This window comes from Pseudomonas sp. 02C 26 (assembly GCF_002843585.1).
In the GTDB taxonomy this organism is placed as follows: Bacteria; Pseudomonadota; Gammaproteobacteria; order Pseudomonadales; family Pseudomonadaceae; genus Aquipseudomonas; species Aquipseudomonas shirazensis.
This window is the reverse complement of sequence record NZ_CP025262.1, coordinates 2,624,242-2,637,617: the sequence shown is the minus strand read 5'-3', so window position 1 is coordinate 2,637,617 and position 13,376 is coordinate 2,624,242. Positions and strand designations below refer to the sequence as shown.

Sequence of the window (13,376 nt, the reverse complement as noted above, 5' to 3'; positions counted from 1 at the left end):
GCAGATTCAGAGTCCGGTCATCTTCAGTGCCGATTCCGGCAGGCGTTCACCGTGCACTTCAATCTGCGCCATCTGTTCGTTGATCTCGCGCAGATCGTCACCGGTCAATTGCAGTTCGACTGCGCCCACGTTCTCTTCCAGTCGATGGGGTTTGGTGGTGCCCGGGATCGGCACAATCCACGGTTTCTGTGCGAGCAACCAAGCCAGCGCCACTTGCGCTGGCGTGGCGTGTTTGCGTTGTGCGACGGCTTTCAGCACATCGACCAAAGCCAGATTGGCCTTGCGCGCTTCAGGGGAAAAACGCGGGACGAAGTTGCGGAAATCGCTGGCGTCAAACTGCGTGTGCTCATCGATCTGACCGGTGAGGAAACCGGCTCCGAGGGGGCTGAACGGTACGAAACCGATCCGCAGTTCTTCCAGCACTGCCAGCAGTTTCAGCTCTGGGCCTCGCCAGAACAGCGAATATTCGCTCTGCACCGCCGTGACCGCTTGCACCGCGTGCGCCCGGCGAATGGTTTCCACACCCGCTTCGGACAGGCCGAAATGCTTGATCTTGCCCTCGGCGATCAGCTCCTTGACCGTGCCGGCGACATCTTCGATAGGCACCTGCGGATCAACGCGGTGCTGATACAACAGGTCGATGCAATCGGTGCGCAGACGCTTCAACGACGCCTCGGCCACGGCGCGGATATGTTCCGGGCGACTGTTGGTTCCGCCGCCGCGTGCGCCGGTAATCAGGTCGATATCGAAGCCGAACTTGGTGGCGATGACGACCTGCTCGCGGATCGGCTGCAAGGCCTCGCCCAGCAGTTCTTCATTGGCGAACGGGCCGTACGCTTCCGCGGTGTCGAACAAGGTGATGCCTTGCTCATGGGCCGAACGAATCAGCTTGATCATGCTGGCCTTGTCGGCAGCCGGCCCATAGGCCGAGGTCATGCTCATGCAGCCAAGGCCCAGTGCGGACACTTCCAGGCCATTGCCCAACGTGCGGATTTTCATGATGTCACTCCGTACAGAGTTCGGTTAACGCGTGCGGGGGTGATCGCTCAGCCAGCCGTTCACGCGTTCCATGGTCTTGCGCTCCTGCTCACCCTCCATTACAAAACCTTCTAGAAACTTTGCCTTCGGCGCGTGCTTGAGCAGCACGCTGTGGCTGTTGCCCAAGCCATAACCGCCGTGGGTGTTGAAGGGGATGAGGGTCTTGCCGGTCAGGTCGTGGGCGCTGAGAAAGGCGCGCACGATGGGCGGGGCGGTTTCACCCCAGATCGGGAACCCGAGATAGATCGTGTCGTAGTCGCTGAGCGCGTGAAGCTTGTGTTGCAGCTCGGGCTCGAAGCCGCTGTCACGCTCCTGACGCGCCTGCTCCACGGTTTGCAAATAGTCCTCGGGGTAAGCGTAGGCCGGGCGAATCTCGAAGAGGTCGGCACCCAGTCCACGCTGGATCAGCCCGGCGACCACGCGGGTATTACCCGAGCGCGAGAAATACGCGACCAGAATCCGCGAGCCTGAGCGCGGTGTTTCACTGGCGCCTTGGGTGCCTGCGAGCGACAGCAGCGGGGCGCTGGCCAGAGCGGCGATCACCGTGCGCCGCAGCGGATCATGATCGTTGCTCATCGACCGACTCGCGCCTTGAGTGCCTCGGGATACCGCTCGCCTTCGATGCGGATCTGCGCTAACGCTGTATCAATTGCCTTCAGTTCGAGGGCTTCGAGGGTGATGTCTGCGCCGCCGAGGTTTTCTTCCAGGCGATGAAGTTTGGTCGTCCCTGGAATCGGCACAATCCACGGCGCCTGCGCCAGCAGCCATGCCAGCGCAATCTGCGCGGGTGTGGCTTGTTTTTGCGCGGCTATCTCGCGGATCAACACCACCAGGGCCTGATTGGCTTGCAGCGCCGACTGGCTGAAGCGTGGGACGATGCTGCGGAAATCGTCGCTGCCGTAAGTGGCCTGTGCCGACACCGTGCCGGTGAGAAAACCTTTGCCTAATGGACTGAACGGTACAAGGCCGATGCCTAACTCCCGCAGCACCGGCAGGATTTCCTGCTCAGGCTCGCGCCACCACAGCGAATATTCACTTTGCAGTGCTGTGACCGGCTGTACCGCGTGTGCACGGCGAATGGTCTGCGCACCGGCCTCCGACAGGCCGAAGTGCTTGACCTTGCCTTCACCAATCAAGTCCTTCACCAGCCCGGCGACGTCCTCGATTGGCACGTCCGGATCGACGCGGTGCTGGTAAAGCAGATCGATATAGTCGGTCTTCAGTCGACGCAATGAACCCTCGAGCGCGATTCTGATGTGCTCGGGGCGGCTATTGAGAATCTGCTGTTTATTGTCGTCGCCGAAGGTGAAGCCGAACTTGGTGGCGATGACTACTTGATCGCGCACCGGTGCCAGCGCTTCGCCGACCACTTGTTCATTCAGGTACGGGCCATAAACCTCGGCGGTATCGAAGAACGTAACGCCTCGGTCAACCGCCGACCGGATCAGCGCAATGGCTTGCTGTGTATCAGTCGCCGGGCCGTAGCCGTGGCTCAAGCCCATGCAACCCAAACCCAGGGCTGACACTTCGAGTGAACTGTTTCCGAGCGTGCGCTTGTGCATTTAGATCTCCCGACATTTAGCGTTGGGAGAACAGTAGGCGAGCTATTGAGTGGGTACTAGACGGTTAAATTGGCAAGGGTTCATGAGATTTGCTCATCAGTCTTGGAAAGCGACAGGTGACGACTGTGTCTTCATGGGCATGTGAATGCCTCGAGCAAGTGCTCGGAGACAGGTCTGACGTGTAGAGAATGGTTCGCCCGCTGCTGGCTGATAGCGCGTATCTGTAAATGGCCGCTATGGGTCGATAGCAGTCATTCGCGACTGAGCGCTTTCGACCCAAAGCCGACTTTCGGACATCCTCATGAGTCGCTTGGGAACGGAAAGTAAGGCTGCAACCGTTCGGTTTCTCTTTTGACCACGGCGTAGCATTCGCAACTCAGCTCCTCCAGACGAGTCCTGTCCAGGATCTTGATATGTCCCCGACTGTATTCGATGACCCCCAGCCGCTGGAGCTTGCCGGCAGCGTCGGTCACGCCTTCGCGGCGGACACCCAGCATGTTGGCGATCAATTCCTGGGTCATGATCAGTTCATTGCCTGGTAGGCGATCAAGCGACAAGAGCAGCCAGCGGCACAGTTGCTGGTCGATGGCGTGGTGGCGATTGCACACCGCCGTCTGGGCCATTTGCGTGATCAGTGCCTGTGTGTAGCGCAGCATCAGCACCAGCATCTCTTCATGGCGGTTGAACTCGTCCTTGAGTTGCTGGCCGGGCAAGCGATAGGCATGCCCGGCACTTTGCACAACGGCACGACTGGGTGTGCTTTCGCCGCCCATGAAGACTGCCACGCCGATCAAGCCTTCGTTTCCGACCACCGAAATCTCGGCCGAGGCGCCGTTCTCCATCACGTACAACAGTGACACGATGCAATCGGTGGGGAAGTACACATGTCGCAGGGCACCGCCAGATTCATAGAGCACTTTGCCCAGTGGCAGCTCGACCGGTTCGAGATGGGGTAGGAGGCGCTCCAGTGCTGGCCCCGGAAGCGCTGCCAGCAGGTAGTTCTGTTGTGGCCTGGGTACAACGAACATATCAGCCGCCCTTCGAGGGAAAATTTCCTGAGGGGGACAGGTTACTCCAAAGCGCACCAAGCGCGGCAACGCACCGAATCCGCCGCAGCAATCTGCGATGCTCAAGAGAACGTCGCTGCATCTCAGCGCTCAAGATCGGCTTCGACAGTTCTGTCGTGCCCTTGTATTTCTGGCTGATGCGCTTTGACCGGGCATGTCACCAATACCTGATGTTGCTTGCCATCATCCGACAGTTGAAGCGTGTCCTGGCCTAGCAACTCGCCGTCCAGCATGATCGCAAGCGTAGTGGTCGTGCCTGGCCGCACTTCGATATGGTAAGTCGTTGCCCCATAACGGTATTGCAGGGTGTAACCAGGCCATCCCTGCGCCAGTAGCGGTTCGATGTGCAATGAAGTGCCGACACGCCGCAAGCCGAGCAATGACTCGACGATGAAGCGGTACGTCCAGCCGGCCGACCCGGTGTACCAAGTCCACCCCCCACGGCCCGCATGGGGCGGCGTGCCATAGACGTCGGCAGCCATGACATAGGGCTCGACCTTGTAGGTTTCGATCCGCTTGGCGACTTCATGGCCCGCGGGGTTGATCATGTTGAGCAACCGCCACGCCCTGGCATTGTCGCCAAGCTTGGCGAAGGCCATGCCGGCCCAGACGGCGGCATGGGTGTACTGGCCACCATTTTCTCGTACACCCGGCACATAGCCCTTGATATAGCCGGGCTCAAGCGCGCCCTTGTCGAAAGGTGGATCGAGCAGCAGGACCGCGCCTGTGTCGAGCCGTACCAAGTGCTGCTCGACCGAGGCCATGGCCGTGCGGCGTCGGGTCTGCGAGGCGGCGCCCGACAGTACCGACCAACTTTGCGAGATCGAGTCGATGCGGCATTCGTCATTGTTGGCCGAGCCCAGGACCTGGCCATCGTCAAACCAGGCGCGCCGGTACCATTCGCCGTCCCAGGCATGCTCCTCGAGACTGGCCTGCAGCAGGGCGGCCTGACGGGAACAACGTTGGGCGAAAACAGAGTCGCCATGCAGTTGGGCAGTGATGGCAAACTGCTGCAGAACGTCGAAGCCGAAGAAGCCCAGCCACACGCTTTCCCCGCGGCCCAGCTGGCCGACCCGGTTCATCCCGTCGTTCCAGTCGCCCGTGCCGATCAAGGGCAGGCCGTGGCTGCCGCGCTGCAGGCTGTGTTCGATGGCGTGGACACAGTGTTGGTAGAGGCTTTCCACCAGGTGCGATTTGCCCGGCAGGTCGTAATAGGATTCTTCCCCGACATTGAGCGGACGGCCCTCAAGGTAACCCACGGGTTCTGCCAGCACGCTGAGGTCGGCGGTGACATTGACATAGTGGCTGGTCGCCAATGCCAGCCACAAGTAATCGTCTGAACAGCCACTGCGCACCCCCCGATCGAGCGGCGGATGCCACCAGTGTTGCACGTCGCCTTCGGCATATTGATGGGCTGCGCACAGCAACAGATGACCACGCACGCTGGCGGGGTCGGCATGGATCATCGCCATGCTGTCTTGCAGTTGATCGCGAAAGCCGATGGCCCCGCCGGACTGATAGTAGCCACTGCGGGCCTGGAAGCGACAGGCGATCACTTGGTACATCAGCCAGCCATTGACCATGACATCGATACTCGGGTCGGGAGTCTGGATTTGAATCACGCCCAGTTGCGCACGCCAATGCTCGCGTACCGCCGCCAGTTGCGCGCTGGCCGCCGCCAGGCCGCGGTATTGATGAACCAGGCGCAGGGCTGACGCCTTATCCCTGGCTGCACCGAGCCGGAAGACCACGTCCTGGTCTTCACCGTTGTCGAGGTCGAGGGCAACCTGCATTGCCGCGCAGGGATCCAGGCCGCCACCGGTACAGCCCGACAGCCGCGCGTGCTGCAGTCCTGCAGGTGTTTTGAGACTGCCATTGCGGCCGATGAATTCAGTGCGATCGCCGCTGATGCGAATGTCGCTCGAGTCGGTATCGAGGAACGCCACCCGTTCGCCAAACTCGATCGAATAGGCGTTTCTGGCGAACAATGCGCCGCTGCTAGGGTCGGCTTCCGTCACCACATGCATCGCCGATTTGCTGCGCAAGTCGCCCAGTACCCACTCGACATAGCAGGTAGTCGACAGGCGTCTGGCGCGGCCTGAGCGATTCCGAATCTGCAAGTGCGAGAATTTGATCGAAGCGTCCAGCGCCACATACACCCACAACTCGGTGTGGATTCCGTCTTCATCGTGCTCGAATACGCTATAGCCAAAGCCGTGCCGGGTCCGGTACGCGCCAGTACCGGGACAAGGCTGCGGCGTCACCGACCAGAAATACCCGGTTTCTTCATCGCGCACATATATCGCCTCGCCGCTGGCGTCGGTGACCGGGTCGTTATGCCAGGGGCTCAGGCGAAATTCGTGAGCGTTTTCCATCCAGGTGTAAGCGCCACCACTTTCGGATATCACCGTGCCGAAGTGCGGGTTGGCCAATACGTTGGCCCATGGCGCCGGCGTCGGCCTGCCAGGCTGCAAGGTCATGACGTACTCGTCGCCATCGGCACTGAAGCCGCCATAGGCATTGCCCAGCAGCAGACCTTCGATAGCCGGCAGGGTCGCTTGTGTTGCCTTTGCCTGGTGCTTGAACGTGGGGACGAGCGCCGGGTGTACCGGGACGGCGTGGCGCCGATGAACCTGCTCGGCGATGCCGCCGTTGTCTTCGCTCAGCACCAAGCGTGCGACCGACAGGATCAGCCTACGGTCCTCGTTCGACAACTGCTGTGCCGGACGCACGAAAATGCCCCCGGGATGATCGATCAACGAGGCTTCGCTGCCGGATGTCACTACACCTATGATCAAGTCCTGGAGTTGCTGGCGATAGCCGGCCTGATCTTCGTTCCAGATCACCAGGTCGACCATCAGCCCCTTTTGCCGCCAGTAGGCATGGGCCTTGACCATCTGGTGCACGAGTTCGATGTTCTCGACGGTGGAAATCTGCAGCAGGACGACGGGCAGGTCGCCGGAGATCGCCTGGCCCCACAGGCTCGATTGATTACGTCGATTGGCCATCAAGATGCTGTTTTCCGCGCGCAACGAGGCATTGGCGTAGAGGATCGAAGCAGCCATCTGTTCAAACAGGCGTGCATCATCCTGCGAGACATTGAGTTGGCGCAGCAACACCTGGCTGTGGGTCCAGGCCAGGTCGAAGACCCGATCGGCGAGGTGGCGGTCGCGGTATTTATTGATCAGGTACAGACAGCCGTCACGGCTGTCCGCGACGCCGGTCACCAGGTCAATGGTCGCCGTTTGCCCGGGTTCCAGCGTGATACGGCAGCGGATGGCTACGATCGGATCCAGCACCGAACCTGCGCTGCCGGACAGCTGCTGGACATGGCCATCGAGCGCCGCTGGTGCGCAAGCGTTGCGTCCGCGACCTATAAATCGCGCTCGATCGGTCTCGTAGGAAATGGCGTCGATGTCCACGCCGTGCGCGGCCAGCAGGTGGCACATCCAGGGCACGGCTTCCTCAGTGGAGCGCCGCCTGCGGGTGCAGACGATGGCCTGCAGCGCCGGCACCAGTTCGGTCTGCACGAACAGGTTGCTGAAGGCCGGGTGCATGGCATCACTGACCGCCGGCGCCAGTACCACCTCGGCGTAGGAGGTAATCTCCAGGCTACGGCTTACGCGGCCGCGGTTGGTGATGTGCAGCCGGCGCAGTTCGATATCGTCTTCGGGAGACACGACGATCTCCGTGTGCGTATCGAAGTCGAGCTCGCGAACACGAAACTCGGCCCGGGAGTCGCTGAAAATCGCCTCATGGCTCTCTGGCCGGTGCAGGGTCGGCTGGTGGGCCGAGGACCAGAATACGCCGCTGCTGACATCGCGCAGGTAGCAGAACATGCCCCAGTTGTCGCGGGTCGCGTCTTCATGCCAGCGGGTCACGGCGATGTCGTTGCAACGGCTGTAACCGCCCCCGGCACTGCTGAGCATGACGTGGTAACGGCCGTTGGAGAGCAGCTGCACAGCGGGGCGTTTGCGCCCGGGATCGGCGAATACGCGCAGCCTGGTTTCCTGCGTCTCCGGGTTTTCCCCTGTGGCACGTGCCTGGGTTGCATGCAGGTAGGGCGCGGCGGTTTTCGGTACGCGCTCCTGCAGCAACAACACGGTCGCCTGGAAGGCCGGGATCGACTCGAAACGGCGCTGCATGGGAAGGTCCAACAGAACGCTGGTCAAGGCCAGCAGGCTCATGCCCTGATGGTGCGCCATGAACGAGCGCACGACCGCATAGTGCTGGCCGCGCGGCAGGCGTGCCTCGGTGTAGTCGACCGCTTCGTACAGGCCATAGCGCCCTGCCGAACCTTGGGCCGCCAGGCGTTGAAGGTTGCGACAGGCCGCTTGCGGCTCGACCATCAGCGCCAGGGCGCTGGCGTACGGTGCAATCACGGTGTCCTCGGCCAACCCGCGCATGAGCCCAAGGCCTGGAACGCCGAAGGCCCGGTACTGATAATTGAAGTGGGCGTCGAGGGTGTTATAACCCGACTCGGACACGCCCCAGGGGATGCCCAACTGGTTCCCATGCTCGATCTGCAAGGCGACGGCCGCGCGACAGGTCTGCTCCAGCAGCGTCCCTTCATAGCTAGGCATGATCAAGTTGGGCATCAGGTACTCGAACATCGATCCGGACCAGGAAAGCAGCACCGGCACCCCACGATTGTTGCTGAGCAGGCGTCCGAGGGTGAACCAGGCCTGTTGCGGCAGCTGGTCCTGGGCGATGGCCACGAAATTGGTCAGGCGTACCTCTGAAGCGAGCAGATCATAATAGCCGTGGTCCAGCCTGCGTTCGTCGGCGTTGTAGCCTATCGAGAACAGGTCACGCTGGGCATCGTAGAGGAAGGTGAAGTCCATGCTGGCCAGTGACGCGCAAAATTCGGCCAGGTGCTCAAGATGAATGATTCGTGCGCGGGCCAAGCCTTGTACCGCCTGCACTTGCGCCTGATCGGCGGGCAGCCACAGGGTGCAATCGAGCTCGGCCATTTGCCTTAGGGTGAGTGCGGGGGGCTTGTCCCGGGCGGGTGCCGGCGGTAGCTCGAAGAGTAATCGTTCTGCCCGCAGATCCATGCACTGCGCCTGTAATGCCTGTAGCCAGTAATGGGCTTCTTCAGCAGCCCTGGGCGGACTGTCGATTGTTAAAGCAGCCGTTAGATCGAGTAATGGCAGGAGGTTGTCCGGGGTGTCCTGGACCAGCGCCGACTCTACCTTTACGCGCAGTTCAAGCACGGCACGGTCATCGAGGTTTACGCCCTCTAACGCCTGTTGAAGCACATCGAGGGTGTCGCCCAGGCCGCTCAGGGTGCTTCGGTCAAACAGGGGCGTGTCGATCAATCCCAGCAGCCCCGGTCGTAAGGTGAGCAGCATGCCCGCCAGGTTGCCGCTGTCCACGGTGGACACATACCTAGGCGCCAGCGGCTGCAGTGTCTTGGTGTCGTACCAGTTGTAGAAGTGCCCTTGATGACGCTCTAGGCGGGCCATGGATTCAAGCATTGCAGTGATGCGTTCCAGCAAGCGCCCGCCGCTCAGGTAACCGAAATCGTGGGCCGCCAGGTGCGAGAGCAAGGCCATGCCCATGTTGGTCGGGGAGGTTCGGTGCGCAATGGTCAGCTTGGGTACTTCCTGGACGTTATCCGGCGGCAACCAGTTGTTCTCAGGGCTCACGTAACGATCAAAGAACGCCCAGGTCTGGCGTGACAGCATGCGCAGGAAACGCAGGTCTTGCGCTGAAGGACTAAACCCCGCGGGTGTAGTCGGCAGGCTGATCCACCAGGCAATCGCCGGGCTTGCCAACCACACCAGCAGTAAAGGCGCCGCCAGTGCGAGTACGGCGAGGGAGGGGAGCAGGGCCGCGAATAGCAGCAGCGCCAGTGCCGGGGCAATCCACATGCTTTTATACATGTCCGACAGGCCGGTGCCACTGGAACGCTCCACCTCACGGGAAGGTTGCCATTGCAGCAGGCGGCGTTTGCTGATCAGCATGCGCCACAATGAGCGGCCAATCGCATCGAAGCTCAACAACGCATCGGACGGCAACCAGACAATCGACAAGAGCGCGCGCATGAAATGCTGGCCCGAGGTCCGTAATGCCGCGCTGAGGTGTTGTCCCAGGGGAATATCGGCCGCTTTCTGCACCAGCGCCAGTACTGACTGCAGCGTCGGTTGGACAAAGACCAGGATGACCACCGCCAATGTCCAGGAGATGGCTTCGCTCGAACCCAACCATCCCCAGACCAGCATGGCCAGGAAGGCGCCTGGCTCCAGGCTGCGGCGCAGGTTGTCGAGAATCTTCCAGCGGGCAAGGTTGCTCAGGGGGTTGGGTGCGAATCCTCCCTCGGGCTTCGGTGCCCACGGCAAGGCCCAGTACAGCACTTGCCAGTCTCCGCGAATCCAGCGGTGTCGGCGCTTGGCATCAGCGCTGTAGCGCGACGGATATTCCTCATACAGTTGTACATCGCTGAGCAACCCGCAGCGGGCGTAGCAGCCTTCGATCAAGTCATGGCTGAGGATGCGGTTATCGGGCAGGCAGCCTTCGAGTGCCTGTTCGAAGGCATCGACGGCATAGATGCCCTTGCCGATGAAGGAGCCGTTGTGGAACAGGTCCTGGTAAACATCGGAGACGGCGCGGGTATAGGGGTCGATACCCGCATCGCTGCCAAACAGGCGGGCGTAGGTCGAACGTGCCGTACTCGGCAAGCTGATCCCTACGCGTGGCTGGAGGATGGCGTAGCCGCTGACGATCTTACCGCTCTGTAGATCGAATACCGGATGGTTAAGCGGGTGCATCATGGTACCGATGCACTGACGCGCGACATCGCGGGGCAGCAAGGTGTCGGTGTCCAGGGTGATGACGAAGCGTACCGTGCTCAGTGGCGCGACATCACCGACGATCAATGCGAAGCGCTCCTTTCCTTTACCAAGCAGCAACGCGTTGAGCTCCGCGAGCTTGCCGCGCTTGCGTTCATACCCCATCCAGACCCGTTCGGTCGAACTCCAGTGCCTGGGCCGGTGTAGCAGGAAGAACCGGTCGACCTGGCCATCGGCATATTTGTGGTTGAGCGCCTCGATCAGTTGCCGCGCCAGAGCGAGCAGTTCGGCATCCTCGGGCATCACCTCGGCAGGAGCGTCCATGAAGTCACTGAGCAGCGCAAAATGCAGATTGGCATCGCGATTGGCCAGGAACCTCACTTCCAGGCCTTCCACTAGCGCCTCGATGTCGTCGGCGTTGGCAAACATCGTCGGCACCGCCACCAGCGTCCGTGCCTCGGCCGGTATGCCTTTGCTGTAATCTAGGCGCGGCAGAAGCGAGGAGACTACCGTGAGGGTCACCAGCCAGTTGACCAGCCCAATCGCCAGACTGCTGGTCATCAATAGCGCTGGCACGGCGAGCAGGACCAAGCCCCAGGTTGGTGTGCCGCGGTGATAAGCGCTGCTGAGAAACGGCCAGGCTAACAGCAGCGTCAGCAGCAGTGCAGGGCACAGGTAGAACTTCAACGGGGCGCTCTGCAGCAGGCGCTTCCAGCGTTGGTGCAGCGGCACGCTGGCGTGCAGCGCCTGCTCAAGGTGGGGCAAACCGCCAGCCACCAGGTAATAGCCCACATGCCCGTTCACATGGCTCACGAGCTGTGGAGTGCTAGCCAGTTCGATGGCCGCTTGTGCCACCTCGGTTTCAGACTGCACGCAATGCCGGGCGAGGCGTTCGATCACATGGCGGTAACGATCGCGGGTGGCAAAGTCCATGTTCGCGTAGACGCCGGCCGGATCCGTGCACAAGACCTGTTCGACATGGCTGAGCAGCTCGACGAACTCGCGCCAGTCGGTCGCCGTCAGCAACCTCAGGCTGGCGAAGCTGTTGCTGATGGACACCTGGTCACCGGCTTGCTGCTGGGCATCCATCTGCACCAGGCGTTCTACGGTCAGGCCCGACTCGCCTAGCGTTTGTTCTATCCAGGCCATCGGCAATATCAATGCTGCGCTTTGCCCGTGCAGGCGACGCGCCAGTTCTGCTACGAATGACGGCGTCATCGGCGGTGCCGATCGCGCCATGTCGGCAACGGTCAACACCACGCTCTTGGCGTCGCGCTCGGCCATTTCGATCAAGCGATCGGCCCAGTCATCGGCAAGGTTACGGTCATCGCGGTTTGCCATGACCCGAGACGCCACGCGCCGCAAGTTCTCAATCAGCGCCAGGCGCAGCATGATCGGGATGGCCCATAGCTCGCCCAGGGTCAGCGGGGTGATGGTCTGATAAGAGGCGATGAAACAATCCAGGCTGGGCGCATCAACCCAGCCATCGCCGTGAGCGATGGTTTCCAGCGCTATGTCGTAAACCCGCGGCAGGCCGGCCGAGGGACCTTCGGCCAGGCGTGGCAGCTCGCGACTATAGCCGTCGGGCAGGTGGGTTCTGGCGGTACGGATGTTTTCTTCGATGAGGTAGAGGTTGTCCAGCAGCCATTCTGCCGCAGGGGTGGCGCGTCGGCTGGACAATTGCACGGTCATGAGCGCTGCGCAGCTGCGTTCCAGCAGCAGTTGGTTGTCAGTCAGGCGGCCCAGCAAGGCGTCCTTTCTTGAAAGGCGCCCGAGCACATGTTGACGGGCAAGTACGATGCCGTGATCTGCCATCTGCTGCGCATTGAACAGGTCGGAACGCAGGATTGGCTCGTATTCGAACTTGTGCCGCGCTGCACTCCACCGAAGCCAGATGGCCGGTGAGCGCCATAGGCTGGACAGGGTGCGAGTCAGGATATTTTGCATGAATTCCTTCGCACGACCCGCGCAGGGCAAGTCGCATGTGGAATGAAGGCGGTTCTACGCCAGGCCAGGTGTGCGGGGCGTTGTGCCGCCGGGTGCAGCGTTCCACTGACGAGTGTGGGGTGTTAATTGGGGGGGAGTCTGTTCGCTAGCGAACATAGGCAAGATCGCCGCTACGGGCGGTGTTAGAGGTGCACGATCCAAGAGGCCGCTTTTAGCTGGCTGCTGCTTTTGGCGAGAGACAGCAATCGGCCATTGGCTGTCCTCCACGAAAGGCTAACTTGCAATCATCATCTAAAACACAAAATCTGATAAAAATCAGTATTTTATAGCATAGATCTAAGACAGCATCTAAAGTCGAAAGATCACGACCCAAGCAACTCCGGAGTATTGAAATTCGACAACCTGGGATCCCCCACAGCACAGTCCAACCCATAGCACCCCCCACCCCCCACCAGAGCCCGTTGCAAACTCCGTTCCCCCTCCAGCCAAGCCCGCCGCAACAACGGCAACACCTGCCGGGGCAAAACCGCAAACATCGGCTGCCAATACCCCCCCTGACGCACCATCGCCGGCAAATCCTGCCCAACCGCAAGCTCAAGCAAATCCTCGATCAAGCGACGGTCAATCAACGGCGCATCACACCCCAACACCACCACCCAGTCATGCCGAGCCACCGCCAACCCCGCAATCACCCCAGCCAAGGGCCCCGGATAATCCGCCTCGGCATCAGCCACCAACTGATCGGCATACCCACGGTACAGCTCTTGATTTCGGTTACAGGAAATCACCACATCATCGGTCAACGGCCGCACCACCCGCTGCACATGCGCCACCAACGGCTCCCCACGCCACTCCAGCAACCCCTTGTCGCGCCCACCCATACGCGCGCCCCGGCCACCGGCAAGGATCAATACAGAACAGGCAGGCAATTGCGCAGACATAAAAAAGGGCTCCCGGCAGTCAAGCCA

General features: G+C 61.2%; 6 protein-coding genes. All 6 read right to left on the bottom strand.

The genetic code is table 11. From position 1 onward, the window contains the following. Positions 1–6: 6 nt before the first annotated feature. Positions 7–999, bottom strand: coding sequence for an aldo/keto reductase (locus CXQ80_RS11875; protein WP_101319635.1), 993 nt, complete (start codon positions 997–999; stop codon positions 7–9). Between the two features lie 24 nt (positions 1,000–1,023). Then, positions 1,024–1,614 carry a flavodoxin gene (locus tag CXQ80_RS11870; protein ID WP_101319633.1) on the bottom strand — a complete coding sequence of 197 codons (591 nt, stop codon included), beginning with the start codon at positions 1,612–1,614 and terminating at the stop codon, positions 1,024–1,026. Then, on the bottom strand, positions 1,611–2,600 hold the full coding sequence (locus CXQ80_RS11865) for an aldo/keto reductase (RefSeq protein ID WP_101319631.1): 990 nt from the start codon (positions 2,598–2,600) through the stop codon (positions 1,611–1,613). Before CXQ80_RS11865 ends, CXQ80_RS11870 begins: the two co-directional genes overlap by 4 nt. Before the next feature lie 299 nt (positions 2,601–2,899). Next, a complete protein-coding gene (locus CXQ80_RS11860) occupies positions 2,900–3,628 on the bottom strand; it encodes a Crp/Fnr family transcriptional regulator (protein ID WP_101319629.1) in 729 nt (242 codons plus the stop codon). Between the two features lie 122 nt (positions 3,629–3,750). Beyond that, on the bottom strand, positions 3,751–12,408 hold the full coding sequence (locus tag CXQ80_RS11855; protein WP_101319627.1) for a GH36-type glycosyl hydrolase domain-containing protein: 8,658 nt from the start codon (positions 12,406–12,408) through the stop codon (positions 3,751–3,753). A 362-nt stretch (positions 12,409–12,770) separates the two neighbouring features. Further along, a complete protein-coding gene (mobA, locus tag CXQ80_RS11850; protein ID WP_101319625.1) occupies positions 12,771–13,349 on the bottom strand; it encodes a molybdenum cofactor guanylyltransferase MobA in 579 nt (192 codons plus the stop codon). Between the last annotated feature and the right edge of the window lie 27 nt (positions 13,350–13,376).

What these genes read in the sequence shown, in the direction of transcription:
- CXQ80_RS11870 (WP_101319633.1), bottom strand. Translation starts at nt 1,614, where the DNA reads ATGAGCAACGATCATGATCCGCTGCGGCGCACGGTGATCGCCGCTCTG.
- CXQ80_RS11855 (WP_101319627.1), bottom strand. Translation starts at nt 12,408, where the DNA reads ATGCAAAATATCCTGACTCGCACCCTGTCCAGCCTATGGCGCTCACCG.
- CXQ80_RS11860 (WP_101319629.1), bottom strand. Translation starts at nt 3,628, where the DNA reads ATGTTCGTTGTACCCAGGCCACAACAGAACTACCTGCTGGCAGCGCTT.
- CXQ80_RS11865 (WP_101319631.1), bottom strand. Translation starts at nt 2,600, where the DNA reads ATGCACAAGCGCACGCTCGGAAACAGTTCACTCGAAGTGTCAGCCCTG.
- CXQ80_RS11875 (WP_101319635.1), bottom strand. Translation starts at nt 999, where the DNA reads ATGAAAATCCGCACGTTGGGCAATGGCCTGGAAGTGTCCGCACTGGGC.
- mobA (WP_101319625.1), bottom strand. Translation starts at nt 13,349, where the DNA reads ATGTCTGCGCAATTGCCTGCCTGTTCTGTATTGATCCTTGCCGGTGGC.